Genomic DNA, 12,094 nt, shown 5'->3' on the forward strand with positions numbered 1-12,094 from the left:
GACGCTCCCTTGACCTTCCTTGCCCGTATCGGCTTCGCCATCTCGCTCATCACCTCCGCCTTCGCCCTTCCGGCGACGGCCCAGAGGCGGACCCCGAGAACACGCTCGTCATCACCACCGACAAGGGCGAGATCACCATCGGCCTGCGGCCCGACCTCGCGCCGAACCATGTCGAGCAGATCAAGGCGCTCGCCGCCGAGGGCTTCTACGACGGCGTCGTCTTCCACCGCGTCATCGAGGGCTTCATGGCCCAGACGGGCGACCCGACGGGCACCGGGATGGGCGGTTCGGACCGTCCGGACCTCGCGGCCGAGTTCTCCAACGAGACCTTCGATCGCGGCACGGTCGGCATGGCGCGCTCGCAGAACCCGAACTCGGCCAACTCGCAGTTCTTCATCATGCTCGCGGACGGCGACTTCCTCGACGGCCAGTACACGATCGTCGGCGACGTGATCTCGGGCATGGAAGTGGTCGACCAGATCAAGCGCGGCGATCCGGCGGCCAACGGCGAAGTCTCCGATCCGGACGCGATGCTGTCGGTCCGCGTCGGCTCGGCCTCCTGAGCCCCGCGACCTTGTAAGCGCCCCGCCGATACGGCAGAACGGCGCGACGAACACCAACCGGCCGGCGGCGGGCGCACAGCCTTCCGCCGGCGCAGCATTTGAAGGGAGAAGGCATGGCCTTCGCAAAGCCTGACGACACGCTCGTCATCGAGACCACCAAGGGCCGCGTCGTCATCGAGATGCGCCCGGACCTGGCGCCCGGCCACGTCGAGCACATCAAGAAGCTCGCGCGCGAGGGCTTCTACGACGGCATCGTCTTCCACCGCGTCATCGAGGGCTTCATGGCCCAGACCGGCTGCCCGAAGGGCACCGGCACCGGCGGTTCGCAGTACCCGAACCTCAAGGCCGAGTTCAATTCCGAGCCGCATGTGCGCGGCACCGCCTCCATGGCCCGCGCGCAGAACCCCGATTCGGCGAACTCGCAGTTCTTCATCTGCTTCGAGGACGCGCCCTTCCTGAACCGTCAGTACACGGTCTGGGGCAAGGTCATCGAGGGCATGGAGAACGTCGACCAGATCAAGCGCGGCGAGCCCGTGCGCGAGCCCGACAAGATGATCTCCGTCAAGGTCGCCTCGGACATCGCCGAGTAGATCTTGCGGGTCGATCTCTTCGACTTCGACCTTCCGGAAACGCGGATCGCCCTGCGACCCGCGTTTCCGCGCGAATCGGCGAAGCTTCTGCACGTTCCCGCCTCGGGCGACTTCGCGGACCGCACCGTCGGCGACCTGCCGGCGCTCCTGCGCGACGGTGACCTCCTCGTCTTCAACGACACGCGCGTCATCCCCGCGCAGCTCGAAGGCCGGCGCATCGGGCGCGGCACGACCGAGCCGGCCGTCGGCGTCACGCTCCACCAGCGCATGGACGGCTCCAGCTGGAAGGCCTTCGTGCGCGGCGCGCGCAAGCTGGATGTCGGCGATGTCGTGCGCTTCGGCGCGGAAGGCCGCGTCTGCCTCTCCGGGGAACTGGACGCCGAAGTCGCCGAGCGTGGGGAGGGCGGCGAGACCACCTTCCGCTTCGCCTTTTCGGGCCCCGTTCTCGACGAGGCCATCGCCGCTGTCGGCACCGTTCCGCTGCCGCCCTACATCGCCTCCAAGCGCGACATCGACGACCAGGACCGCGCCGACTACCAGACGGTCTATGCCCGCGAGGAGGGCGCCGTCGCCGCGCCCACCGCCGGCCTCCACTTCACGCCCGAGCTGATGGCCGCGCTCGACGCGCGCGGCATCGAACGCGCCTTCGTCACGTTGCATGTCGGGGCGGGCACCTTCCTGCCGGTGAAGGCGGACGACACGGCCGAGCACCGGATGCATTCGGAAATCGGCGTCGTCACGCAGGACGTGGCGGACCGGCTGAACGCGGCGAAGGCCTCGGGCCGGCGCATCGTCTCGGTCGGCACCACCTCGCTGCGGCTTCTGGAAAGCGCGGCGGACGAGGTCGGAACGATCCGTCCCTTCGCGGCGCCGACCGACATCTTCATCACGCCGGGCTACCGCTTTCGCGCGGTGGACGCGCTGATGACGAACTTCCATCTGCCGCGCTCGACGCTCTTCATGCTCGTCTCCGCCTTCTGCGGCCTGGAGCGCATGCGCTCGGCCTACGAGCACGCCATCGCGAACGAATACCGCTTCTACTCCTACGGCGACGCGTGTCTGTTGGAGCGGGGGTGAGGGGATCGAGAAGGGGGAACTGCCGCCGTCAGGCTCGGCGGAGTTCGTCGCCCTTCTCCGGCGGCACGTCGGGAACGCGGTCGAGGACATCGATCGCATTTCTGATATCCGCCCGAGCGGCGCGCCCGCGCAGAACGGCGAGTTCCTTGCGGTGATCGAGCCCTTCGCTCACGAGGGAAGCGATCATCTGGCCCAGCGACAGGCCATCTTCGCGCGCGGCTGCACGCGCCTCAGAGAGGATGTTCTCCGGAAGTTCGACGGCTTGATCGCTCATGTTCCGCGCGCAGGTTCGAATGGTTCGCTCGATTGTCCATCAGGTCATGCTGCGGTTCAATTCGGAACGCCTGACGAGCTGGGCTGCTCAATCGGAACCGCGCCGCTTCTCGAAGCGAACATCGCCGTTGTCGAACGTCTCGGTCGCCTCCCAGCCGTGCCTGCGATAGAATCCGGCAGCGCGGCTCGCCCCATCCGTCTCCAGCCAGATCCGGTCGAAGCGTTCGAACAGGAAGCCTTCGGCGAGCTTCATCAGCCGTCGTCCGAGACCTCGGCCCTCATGCTCCGGCCGGACGAAAAGCGCGAACACGCAGCCATCCTCCACGCCCGCCATGGAGAAGCCGACGATCTCGCCGTCGTCCTCCGCGACCCAGAGGCAGGGATCGGCCAGAAGCGCGTCGCGGACCAGTTCGGTGGTGATCCCACGTGCGTCCAGTTGCTCGGCGGAGAGATGGTTCTCCCGAACGCTCGTGCGCACGTCACGGATCGCGGCGAGATCGTCCACGTTCGCGTCTCGAATGATGTATGCCATAGCCAAGTTTCCAGAGAGACGGTCGGGCCTTGATCGCCACGGCCATCACATGCCTGACGAATATGCCCAACACGGGTAGCGACCCAAGCCGGACCGACATGACCGACCACTTCTCCTTCAAGCTCCTCGCGACCGACGGCAAGGCCCGTCGCGGCGAGGTGTCCATGCCGCGCGGCACGATCCGCACGCCCGCCTTCATGCCGGTCGGCACCGCCGGCACGGTCAAGGCGATGTACATGGATCAGGTCCGCGACCTCGGCTCCGACGTGATCCTCGGCAATGTCTACCATCTGATGCTGCGGCCCGGCGCGGAGCGCGTGGTACGGCTCGGCGGGCTGCACGAATTCGCGCGCTGGCCCGGCCCGATCCTCACCGATTCCGGCGGCTTCCAGGTCATGTCGCTGTCGAGCCTGCGCAAGCTCGACGAGGACGGCGTCACCTTCCGTTCGCATATCGACGGCTCCTCGCACCGGCTGACGCCCGAGCGATCGATCGAGATTCAGGGCCTGCTCGATTCGGACATCCAGATGCAGTTCGACGAATGCATCCGCCTGCCGGCGTCGCGCCCTGAGATCGAGCGCGCGATGGAGCTTTCGCTGCGCTGGGCGGAGCGCTCGGCGAAAGCCTTCGGCGACCAGCCCGGCAAGGCGATGTTCGGCATCGTGCAGGGCGGCGACCAGCCGGACCTGCGCATCCGCTCCGCCGAGCGTCTCGCCGCGATGGACCTCAAGGGCTACGCGGTCGGCGGTCTGGCCGTCGGCGAGCCGCAGGAGGTCATGCTGGAGACGCTGGCCGAGACGCTGCCCTCGCTTCCAACGAACAAGCCGCGCTATCTGATGGGCGTCGGCACGCCGGACGACATCGTGGAATCGGTCGCGCGCGGCATCGACATGTTCGACTGCGTGATGCCGACGCGGGCGGGGCGCCACGGCATGGCCTTCACGCGCCATGGACGCGTCAACCTTCGCAACGCCCGGCACGCCGAGGACACATCGCCGCTCGACGAAACGAGCGACTGCCCGGCGACGCGCGACTATTCGCGCGCCTATCTTCACCATCTGGTGCGCGCGGACGAATCGCTCGGCGGCATGCTGCTCACCTGGAACAATCTCGCCTACTACCAGTCGCTGATGGCCGGCATCCGTGCCGCCATCGAAGCCGGGCGCTATGCCGACTTCGTCGCCGAGACCAAGGCCGGCTGGGCGAGGGGCGAGGCGGAGCGCAAGGCGACGAAGTAGGCCGGTCGCCTCAGTCGAAGACCGACCAGCGCATCCGCTCGGACAGAAGCTCCAGCGCCTTCACCCCGCGGAACGAATTTCCGGCCGGGTCGAGGCCGGGAGACCAGACCGCGATCGAGGCGACGTCCGGAACGATGGCGAGGATGCCGCCCGCGATCCCGCTCTTGGCGGGCAGGCCGACGCGATAGGCGAAGTCGCCGGCCCCGTCGTACTGGCCGCAGGTCAACATCAGGGACAGGACCCGGCGGGCATGCGCCTTGGTTTCGAAGCGGTGGCCGGAGACCGGGTCCTGGCCGCCGTGCATCAGGATGCGGCCGGACTGGGCGAGTTGGCGGCAGCAGAGCGCGACGGCGCATTGCTTGGTGTAGTGCTCGATGACCGCGTCCACCTCGTGATGGAGGTTCCCGGACGCCTTGGCGAAGTTGGCGAGCGCCTGATTGCGATAGGCCGAGCCGGCCTCCGAATTGTAGACCGCCTCGTCGATACCGATGTTCTCTTCGCCGATCATGCGCACGAGAAGGTCGCGCACATTGTCGTCCACGCCCTCGCGCAGCCCGCCGCCGAGAAGCATGTCCACGATGACGAGCGCGCCCGCGTTGATGAAGGGGTTGCGCGGGATGCCGTTCTGCCGTTCCAGATCGATGATCGAGTTGAACGGATCGCCGGAGGGCTCGCGCCCGACGCGCTCGAAGATCGTCTCGCCGTGATGTTCGAGCGCGAGGATCAGCGCGAAGACCTTCGAGATCGACTGGATGGAGAAGGGCGTCTCCGAATCGCCGCCGACGATCGTCTCGCCGTCCGCCGTCGCGATGGCGATCCCGAAGGCGTCACGGTCGGCCTCGCCGAGCTTTTCGATCGTCGTCGAGACTTCGCCGTGCTCCTTCAGGGCTCGGATGTCCTCGACGATCTCGTCGACGACGGTCTGCAGATCGGCCACGCGCGGAACTCCTGGGAAAGCATGTCGGGTGAGGCGAGATAGGGCGGACGGCGGCGGCGTCTTGTCTCGGGCGCTCCCGGCTGGTTCATGGGCGTTCCTCGACCGCGAGCGGGAGCCATTCATGAAGACGATCCTCGTCGTGGGCATCGGGCCGGGCGATCCCGACCAGATCACCGTCCAGGCGGTCAGGGCGATCGAGAGCGCCGACGTCTTCTTCCTGTTCGACAAGGGGGAGGAGAAGAGCGATCTGGCGGCGCTTCGGACGCTCCTGATCCAGCGATACGCCCGCCAAGGCGCGCACCGGATCGTGGAGGCCGAAAGTCCGCGCTGGTCGGCCGCGGGGCCGGACTATCTCGGCCTCGTGGACGACCTCAACGCCCGCAAGATCGCGCTGACGAAGCGTCTGATCGAGGAGGCGATGGGGGACGGCGAACGGGCCGCGATCCTCGTCTGGGGCGACCCCGCGCTCTACGATTCGACGCTGCGCATCCTGGCGGAGATCAACCGGACGCTCCCCTTCGAGACGGAGGTCGTGCCCGGCATATCGAGCCTGCAGGCGCTGGCGGCGCGGCACAGGGCGCACTGGAACGAGATCGGCGGCCATGTCGAGATCACCACGGGGCGGCGTCTGGCGCAGGCGCTGCCGGACGCCGAGACCTCGCTCGTCATGCTCGATTCGCGCAACGCCTTCCTGGCGCATCGCGGCGAGGGACTGACCATCCGCTACGGCGCCTATGTCGGGATGGCGGACGAAATCCTGATCGAGGGCCCGCTGGACGAGGTCGCGGACGAGATCGTCGCGCGCCGCGCGCAGGCCCGTGCGCGAAAGGGCTGGATCATGGACAGCTACATGCTGTCGCGCCCGAAGGGGTGAATCGTCAAAGCTCGCGCATCCAGCGCACATGGTGCTTGGAGTAAAGCGCGCTGCGGTCGAAATCCGTCGCCCCGAGCGCGGGGCCGACGAAGATGATCGCGCCGCGGACGATTCCCTCCGCCTCCACGAGATCGCCCAGCGTCGCGAGCGTTCCGCTGAGGATGCGTTCGTCCGGCCAGGAGGCGCGCAGGACGACGACCGCCGGGCAGTCCGCGCCGTAGAAGGGCGTCAGCTCCTCCGCCACGCGGCGCGCGACGTGGACGGAGAGGTGGAGCGCCAGCGTCGTGCCGGTCGCCGCGAAGGCGGCCAGCGTCTCGCGCTCGGGCATGGCCGAGGCGCGGCCGGAGGTTCGTGTCAGGACGAGCGATTGCGCGACGCCCGGCAGCGTCAGCTCGCGGCCGAGGCTGGCCGCCGCCGCTGCGAAGGCGGGCACGCCGGGCGTCACCGTGTAGGGAATGCTGAGCGCGTCGAGCCTGCGGATCTGCTCGCCCATCGCGCTCCAGACCGACAGGTCGCCGGAGTGCAGCCGCGCGACGTCCTCGCCGGCCTCATCAGCCCGCGCGAATTCGGCGACGATCTCGTCCAGATGCATCGAGGCGGTGTCGACGAGGCGCGCGCCCGGCGGGCAATGGTCGAGGATCGCCTTCGGCACGAGCGACCCGGCATAGAGGCAGACGGGCGAGGCGGCGATGAGGTCGCGACCGCGCAGGGTCAGTAGGTCTGGTGCCCCCGGACCCGCGCCGATAAAGTGAACGGCCATTCTCGTCCTCGTTCCGGAGCCCGCTTGCGCATCCTTCTATTGGGCGGAACGGGAGAGGCAAGGCGTCTCGCGGCCCGGCTCGCGCTCCGCGCCGATCTCTCGACCGTCCTCTCCTTCGCCGGGCGCACAGACATTCCCGCCGAACAGCCGGTTCCCGTCCGGATCGGCGGCTTCGGCGGCGTCGAGGGCTTGCGCGCCTACCTTTCCCACGAGCGGATCGATGCGGTGGTGGACGCGACGCACCCCTTCGCCGCCCGAATGTCGGCCAACGCCTTCGCCGCCTGCCGCGCCGCGCGCGTGCCGCTCGCGCGGCTCGTCCGCCCTGCCTGGACGCCGGAGCCGGGCGACAATTGGCTGCGCGTCGGCGGCTTTGCCGAGGCGGTTGAGGCGCTCGGACCTTCGCCCCGCCGCGTGTTCCTGACGATCGGCCTCGGCGGGCTCGACGCCTTCGCGCGCGCGCCGCAGCATGCCTATCTCGTCCGCTCGATCAGCGAGCCGGGTGGAGCCCTGCCACCCGACGCGACCATTCTGCGCGACCGCCCGCCCTACGATGTCGGCGCCGAAACGGAGCTGATGCGCGAGGCCCGCATCGACATTCTCGTCACCAAGAATTCCGGCGGCACTGCCACGGCGGCCAAGCTGACGGCCGCGAGACATCTCGGCCTCCCGGTCGTCATGATCGAGCGCCCCGTGCTTCCGCCCGTGCCGGAACGCGCGACGGACGCGTCGATGATTGACTGGATCGACGCCCGTCAGGCCGAGCGGGGCGTGTAGAGGCGGCGCCCGCCATCCATCTCGAGGAACCGGCTGGTGGAGGAGCCGACGATGACGCAGGTCGCCATGTCCACGAGCCCCGGATCGGCCTCGCCGAGCGTCGTCAGCACCATCCGCTCGTCCGGCCGTCCGACGGCGCGGGCGAAGGCGACCGGCGTCGCCCCGGCGAGGCGCGAGCGCAGAAGCTCGAAGGCCTCGAAGATGCGGGTCGGCCGCGCCCTGGACGCCGGATTGTAGATCGCGATGGCGAAGTCGCCGTCCGCCGCCGCCTTCAGCCGGCGCTCGACGAGCGGCCAGGGCTTCAGATTGTCGGACAGCGAGATGACGCAGAAATCGTGGCCGAGCGGGGCGCCGAGCCGAGCCGCCGCCGCCTGCATGGCCGAGACGCCGGGCATCACCTCGATCTCGACCGAACGGTAGGCCTCGTCGGCTTCCACCGCCTCGAAGATCGCCGAGGCCATGGCGAAGATGCCGGGATCTCCGCCGGACACGACGGTGACCCTCCGACCGGCGAGCGCGAGGTCGAGCGCGTGGCGCGCCCGGTCGATCTCGACCCGGTTGTCGGTCCCGTGCTTGATCTGTCCCGCCCGGTCCGGGCAGCGCGCGAGATAGGGCGCATAGCCGATCAGGTCGCTCGCCTGGGCGAGCGCATCCGCGACCTCCGGCGTCGTCCAGCGCTCGGGTCCCGGCCCGAGCCCTACCACCGCGAGGCGTCCGCTCACGGGCGGCGCCCCTCGCCGGGCACGAGGATGATCGAGAAATAGGGCGCGCGGTCCTCGGCCATCTCCGCCAGCGGCACGATCCGCTCGCCCGCCATGGTGCCGCGCTCGACATAGACGGCGCGCGCCAGGAGCCCCGCCGCTTCCACGGCCGCGCGGACCTTCGCAAAATTCGTGCCGAGCTTCATGATGACGGCGGCGTCGCTCGTCCGCAGCCGTTCGGTCAGCGCTTCGAGCCCGAGCGTGCCCGGCAGGACGGTGAGGATGTCGTCCCCCCAGGTCATCGGCAGCCCGGCGGCGTTCCAGCAGCCCGACATGCCGCTGATGCCCGCCGTCATCGAAACCTGGAACCGCTCCCTCAGCCGCACGAAGAGGTGCATGAAGGAGCCGTAGAACATCGGGTCGCCTTCGCACAGAAGCGCGACGTCGTGCCCCGAGCCCAGACGCCCCGCCAGCGTCTCGGCCGCCTCGGCGTAGAAGGCGCCGAGCTCGGCAACGTAGAGCGGATCGGCGAAATGCCGCTCCGTCGTCATCGGATAGACGAGCGGGATCTCCTCGGCATGAGTCGAGAGCCAGGGTTCGACGATGGTGCGCGCGATGCCCTTGCGGCCGCGCTTGGCGAAATAGGCGATGGTCGGCGCGCTCTGGATGATGCGCACGGCGCGCACCGTCAGAAGGTCCGGGTCGCCGGGGCCGAGGCCGACGCCGTGCAGCGTGCCGACGCCCGAATCCCCGCGGGTCCCGTCGAGGCGGAAAGGCTTGAAGACGTTCATTCGGCCTCGCTCGCGAGCGCGTTCACGGCGGCCGCGGCCATGGCGCTGCCGCCCATCCGGCCGCGCACGACCAGCCAGGGCAGGGCACCGGGATGGGTCGCCAGCGCCTCCTTCGATTCCACCGCGCCGACGAAGCCGACCGGCATGCCGACGATCGCGGCCGGGCGCGGCGCGCCCGCATCGATCATCTCCAGGAGCCGGAAGAGCGCGGTCGGCGCGTTGCCGATCGCGACGACCGAGCCCTCCAGTCGCTCCGCCCAAAGCTCCATCGCCGCGGCCGTGCGGGTGGTGCCGAGCGAGGCGGCGAGGCCGGGAACGCGCGGGTCGTTCAGCGTGCACACGACCTCGTTGCCGGCGGGAAGCCGGGCACGGGTCACCCCGTTCGAGACCATGGAGACGTCGCACAGGATCGGCGCGCCCGCCTTCAAGGCCGCGCGGCCCGCATCCACCGCACCTTGCGCGAACAGAATGTCGGGCGCGACCTTCACCTCGCCGCAGGCGTGGATGATGCGGACCGCGACCTTCTCCTCCGACGGAGTGAAGCGGGAAAGCTCCGCCTCCGAGCGGATGATGGAGAAGGAGCGCTCGTAGATCGCCGCGCCGTCCTTCTCGTAATGATAGGCTGCGCTCACGAGGCGAGCGCCTGGCGCATGGCGAGCGCGATGGCGCTTTCCGCCTGCGCCGCGTTGAGCCCGGACAGCACCGCCGCGTCGCGCGCGCGGCCGTCGAGGACGAGATCGAACCGGCCTTCGTGGCCGACGAGCGTGAAGGGCGCGGCGCCGCTCAGCGCGCAGCCCTTGGCGCAGCCGGAGACATGCAGCGCGATGCCGTCGTAAGGGTGCAGAGCGAGAGCGCCCGCCAGAGCTTCGGCGATCGGACGCGTCGCGACTTCGCCGGACAGGCAGGCGGGATGGCCCGGACAGGCCGCGACGGCGAGGCGCGGGTCGTCGGCCCGCGTGACGAAGCCGAGCGGCGCGATCGCGGTCTCAAAACCGGCCGAAGGATTCGGCACCAGCAGCGCCCGCCAGGGCGTGACCCGAACCCCGTCGCCGGACAGTTCGCCGAGCGCGCGCAGCTGCGCCGCGTCGAAGCTGCCGAAGGCGGCTCCGAGACCGAAATAGCCGGCGTGGCGCCCGAAGATGTCGGCGCGCTTGGCGAGCGTCGAGCGCCCCGTGAAAACGAGCGCGGAGACGGGCGGCAGACCGGCGGCCGAGGCCAGCGCCTTCGCGCCGACGGCGGCCAGAAGGTCCCGTATGGTTCGGGCTGCGGCATCGGCCCGCATGCGCAGGAAGGCGCGGGCAAGGTCGAGAGCGGCATCCGCCGCCTTTGCGACCGGCAGAACCGCGACGGGAGCCGCCTGCGCGGCGTCGCCGCCGATCGACAGGCGCGCCTGCCCGCCGTCGAGCGCGATCCGGATGTCGGCCGCGACATCGCCGAGCGGCAGGCGTCCGCCCGCGTCGATCAGGAAGGAGAACTTGGCGGGCAGGGCCTGGAATGTCGCATCCTCGGCAAGGCCGCGCTCGATCGCCTGCGCCAGAGGCGCGGCCTGCGCGGACGCCTTCGGGTCGAGCCCGGCGAGGGGCGAGAGAAGGACGTTGCGCACGGCCTCGAGACCGGAATCGCCGTCGAGAAGCCCCGCCTCGGCAAGCTGCGTCTGCGCGGCATCGAGCGTGTCGTTCCTCACGCCGCGAATCTGGAGATTGGCCCGGCGCGTGAGATCGATCCGGCCGTTGCCGAAGCGCTCGGAGACTTCGGCGACGGCCGTCAGCGCGTCGGCCGAAAGCGCGGCACAGCGAGGCCGGACCCGGAGCAGAAGACCGTCGCCGCTCTCCATCGGAGCCAGAGCGCCGGGGCACCGCCCCCTTGTCGTCCAACGCTCCACCGGTCCCAAGATCCTTCGACGACGGCTGCGGAGCCTCGCGCCTTTCGGCTGAAACGGCCCGCCGGTGAGAACAAGATGGTGAGCGCGCTGGGACTCGAACCCAGGACCTACAGATTAAAAGTCCGTTGCTCTACCAACTGAGCTACGCGCTCCTCGCGCGGCCGGGAGGGCCGCGTCGGAGTCGGGCGGACCATATTGGCAGCCCTCCGGCCGGTCAATGGTGGCCGCGCGTTGCGAGGGTGCGCCGTCGGGGTTAGAAGCGGGCGAACTCCGACGCAGCTCCTTCGGACCGCTGCGAAACGCGACGCCCGACCAGGAAGGGAGGCGGCATGATCACCGAACTCTCCTATCCGACCGCCGTCTTCGCCGGGGCGCTCTCCTTCCTCAGCCCCTGCGTCCTGCCGCTGGTGCCGCCCTATCTCTGCTACATGGCCGGCGTGTCGGCCGACGATCTGCGGAACGGATCGGCCATGCCGGCGCGCAGCTACGCGCGCCTCGTCGGGACGGCGCTTCTCTTCGTCCTCGGCTTCTCCACCGTCTTCGTCGTGCTCGGCGCGGGCGCCTCGCAGATCGGGCAGCTGCTGCGCCAGAATCTCGACTGGCTGGGCATCGTCGCGGGCATCGCCATCATCGGCATGGGGCTGCATTTCCTCGGCCTCCTGCGCTTCGACGTCCTGTCGCGCGAGGCGCGCCTGCAGGCGCCCGACCGGCCGCGCAGCCTGACCGGCGCCTATCTCATGGGCCTCGCCTTCGCCTTCGGCTGGACGCCCTGCATCGGGCCGGTCCTCGGCGCGATCCTCGGGCTCGCCGGAACGCAGTCGACGGTCGGGGAGGGCGCGATCATGCTGGCTTTCTATTCGGCCGGTCTCGGCATTCCCTTCATCCTCGCGGCCATGTTCTCCGGCGCCTTCCTGCGCTCGGCGGCGCGCCTACGCGGCCACTTCGCCCTCGTGGAGAAGACGATGGGCGGGCTTCTCGTCGTCACCGGCATCCTGTTCCTGACCGGCGGCATGCAATGGATGGCCTTCCGCCTTCTCGAAACCTTTCCGGCGCTCCAGACCATCGGCTGACCCGCTCGTCTGAACCCGCCGCCTCACGGATG

The 12,094-nt window shown here is 69.6% G+C and carries 14 protein-coding genes, 1 tRNA gene and 1 pseudogene; 7 read left to right on the forward strand and 9 right to left on the reverse strand.

Annotated elements, in window-relative coordinates; all coding sequences use genetic code 11:
* The first annotated feature begins 27 nt into the window (after positions 1-27).
* From AC6R2M_RS08395 to queA, 3 genes and pseudogenes are all read left to right on the forward strand, one after another.
* A pseudogene (locus AC6R2M_RS08395) lies at positions 28-563 on the forward strand (peptidylprolyl isomerase).
* Positions 564-676: 113 nt separating this feature from the next.
* Positions 677-1,153 carry a peptidylprolyl isomerase gene (locus AC6R2M_RS08400; protein WP_500487332.1) on the forward strand — a complete coding sequence of 159 codons (477 nt, stop codon included), beginning with the start codon at positions 677-679 and terminating at the stop codon, positions 1,151-1,153.
* A 3-nt stretch (positions 1,154-1,156) separates the two neighbouring features.
* Positions 1,157-2,230, forward strand: coding sequence for a tRNA preQ1(34) S-adenosylmethionine ribosyltransferase-isomerase QueA (gene queA, locus AC6R2M_RS08405; protein WP_500487334.1), 1,074 nt, complete (start codon positions 1,157-1,159; stop codon positions 2,228-2,230).
* Between the two features lie 28 nt (positions 2,231-2,258).
* Here the strand turns inward: queA and AC6R2M_RS08410 are convergent, their stop codons facing one another.
* Both AC6R2M_RS08410 and AC6R2M_RS08415 read right to left on the reverse strand, forming a co-directional pair.
* Entirely contained in the window at positions 2,259-2,504 is a 246-nt protein-coding gene (locus AC6R2M_RS08410; protein ID WP_500487336.1) for a hypothetical protein, read from the reverse strand.
* Positions 2,505-2,591: 87 nt separating this feature from the next.
* Positions 2,592-3,035 carry a GNAT family N-acetyltransferase gene (locus tag AC6R2M_RS08415; protein ID WP_500487338.1) on the reverse strand — a complete coding sequence of 148 codons (444 nt, stop codon included), beginning with the start codon at positions 3,033-3,035 and terminating at the stop codon, positions 2,592-2,594.
* Between the two features lie 98 nt (positions 3,036-3,133).
* On the opposite strand from AC6R2M_RS08415, the gene tgt reads away from it, so the two are divergent.
* Positions 3,134-4,273 (forward strand): tRNA guanosine(34) transglycosylase Tgt, encoded by a 1,140-nt coding sequence (tgt, locus tag AC6R2M_RS08420; RefSeq protein ID WP_500487340.1) that lies wholly within the window; start codon positions 3,134-3,136, stop codon positions 4,271-4,273.
* A 10-nt stretch (positions 4,274-4,283) separates the two neighbouring features.
* Here the strand turns inward: tgt and AC6R2M_RS08425 are convergent, their stop codons facing one another.
* On the reverse strand, positions 4,284-5,210 hold the full coding sequence (locus AC6R2M_RS08425; RefSeq protein WP_500487342.1) for a glutaminase: 927 nt from the start codon (positions 5,208-5,210) through the stop codon (positions 4,284-4,286).
* A gap of 121 nt (positions 5,211-5,331) precedes the next feature.
* Here AC6R2M_RS08425 and cobF point away from each other — a divergent pair, with 121 nt between their 5' ends.
* On the forward strand, positions 5,332-6,084 hold the full coding sequence (cobF, locus tag AC6R2M_RS08430) for a precorrin-6A synthase (deacetylating) (protein WP_500487344.1): 753 nt from the start codon (positions 5,332-5,334) through the stop codon (positions 6,082-6,084).
* 4 nt (positions 6,085-6,088) lie between these two features.
* Here the strand turns inward: cobF and cobM are convergent, their stop codons facing one another.
* A complete protein-coding gene (cobM, locus tag AC6R2M_RS08435) occupies positions 6,089-6,844 on the reverse strand; it encodes a precorrin-4 C(11)-methyltransferase (protein WP_500487346.1) in 756 nt (251 codons plus the stop codon).
* A 24-nt stretch (positions 6,845-6,868) separates the two neighbouring features.
* On the opposite strand from cobM, the gene AC6R2M_RS08440 reads away from it, so the two are divergent.
* On the forward strand, positions 6,869-7,618 hold the full coding sequence (locus tag AC6R2M_RS08440) for a cobalt-precorrin-6A reductase (protein WP_500487347.1): 750 nt from the start codon (positions 6,869-6,871) through the stop codon (positions 7,616-7,618).
* Here AC6R2M_RS08440 and cobJ read toward each other — a convergent pair.
* From cobJ to AC6R2M_RS08465, 5 genes are all read right to left on the reverse strand, one after another.
* On the reverse strand, positions 7,597-8,340 hold the full coding sequence (cobJ, locus tag AC6R2M_RS08445; protein ID WP_500487349.1) for a precorrin-3B C(17)-methyltransferase: 744 nt from the start codon (positions 8,338-8,340) through the stop codon (positions 7,597-7,599). The genes AC6R2M_RS08440 and cobJ overlap by 22 nt on opposite strands.
* A complete protein-coding gene (locus AC6R2M_RS08450) occupies positions 8,337-9,110 on the reverse strand; it encodes a precorrin-2 C(20)-methyltransferase (RefSeq protein ID WP_500487351.1) in 774 nt (257 codons plus the stop codon). The genes cobJ and AC6R2M_RS08450 overlap by 4 nt, the downstream gene beginning before the upstream one ends.
* Positions 9,107-9,742 (reverse strand): precorrin-8X methylmutase, encoded by a 636-nt coding sequence (locus AC6R2M_RS08455; RefSeq protein WP_500487353.1) that lies wholly within the window; start codon positions 9,740-9,742, stop codon positions 9,107-9,109. The genes AC6R2M_RS08450 and AC6R2M_RS08455 overlap by 4 nt, the downstream gene beginning before the upstream one ends.
* The gene (gene cobG / locus AC6R2M_RS08460) at positions 9,739-10,992 is read right to left on the reverse strand and encodes a precorrin-3B synthase (protein WP_500487355.1); all 1,254 of its coding nucleotides are present in this window, start codon (positions 10,990-10,992) and stop codon (positions 9,739-9,741) included. The genes AC6R2M_RS08455 and cobG overlap by 4 nt, the downstream gene beginning before the upstream one ends.
* 76 nt (positions 10,993-11,068) lie before the next feature.
* Positions 11,069-11,144, reverse strand: a tRNA-Lys gene (locus AC6R2M_RS08465).
* Positions 11,145-11,321: 177 nt separating this feature from the next.
* On the opposite strand from AC6R2M_RS08465, the gene AC6R2M_RS08470 reads away from it, so the two are divergent.
* Complete coding sequence (locus AC6R2M_RS08470) at positions 11,322-12,062, forward strand: cytochrome c biogenesis CcdA family protein (protein WP_500487357.1); 741 nt, start codon at positions 11,322-11,324, stop codon at positions 12,060-12,062.
* Positions 12,063-12,094: the final 32 nt, after the last annotated feature.

The organism is Aureimonas sp. CAS (assembly GCF_059838215.1).

Excerpts from the sequence above, each read along its gene's own strand:
- AC6R2M_RS08410 (WP_500487336.1), bottom strand. The coding sequence starts at position 2,504 with ATGAGCGATCAAGCCGTCGAACTTCCGGAGAACATCCTCTCTGAGGCG.
- AC6R2M_RS08470 (WP_500487357.1), top strand. The coding sequence starts at position 11,322 with ATGATCACCGAACTCTCCTATCCGACCGCCGTCTTCGCCGGGGCGCTC.
- cobF (WP_500487344.1), top strand. The coding sequence starts at position 5,332 with ATGAAGACGATCCTCGTCGTGGGCATCGGGCCGGGCGATCCCGACCAG.
- tgt (WP_500487340.1), top strand. The coding sequence starts at position 3,134 with ATGACCGACCACTTCTCCTTCAAGCTCCTCGCGACCGACGGCAAGGCC.
- cobM (WP_500487346.1), bottom strand. The coding sequence starts at position 6,844 with ATGGCCGTTCACTTTATCGGCGCGGGTCCGGGGGCACCAGACCTACTG.
- AC6R2M_RS08415 (WP_500487338.1), bottom strand. The coding sequence starts at position 3,035 with ATGGCATACATCATTCGAGACGCGAACGTGGACGATCTCGCCGCGATC.
- AC6R2M_RS08450 (WP_500487351.1), bottom strand. The coding sequence starts at position 9,110 with ATGAACGTCTTCAAGCCTTTCCGCCTCGACGGGACCCGCGGGGATTCG.
- AC6R2M_RS08400 (WP_500487332.1), top strand. The coding sequence starts at position 677 with ATGGCCTTCGCAAAGCCTGACGACACGCTCGTCATCGAGACCACCAAG.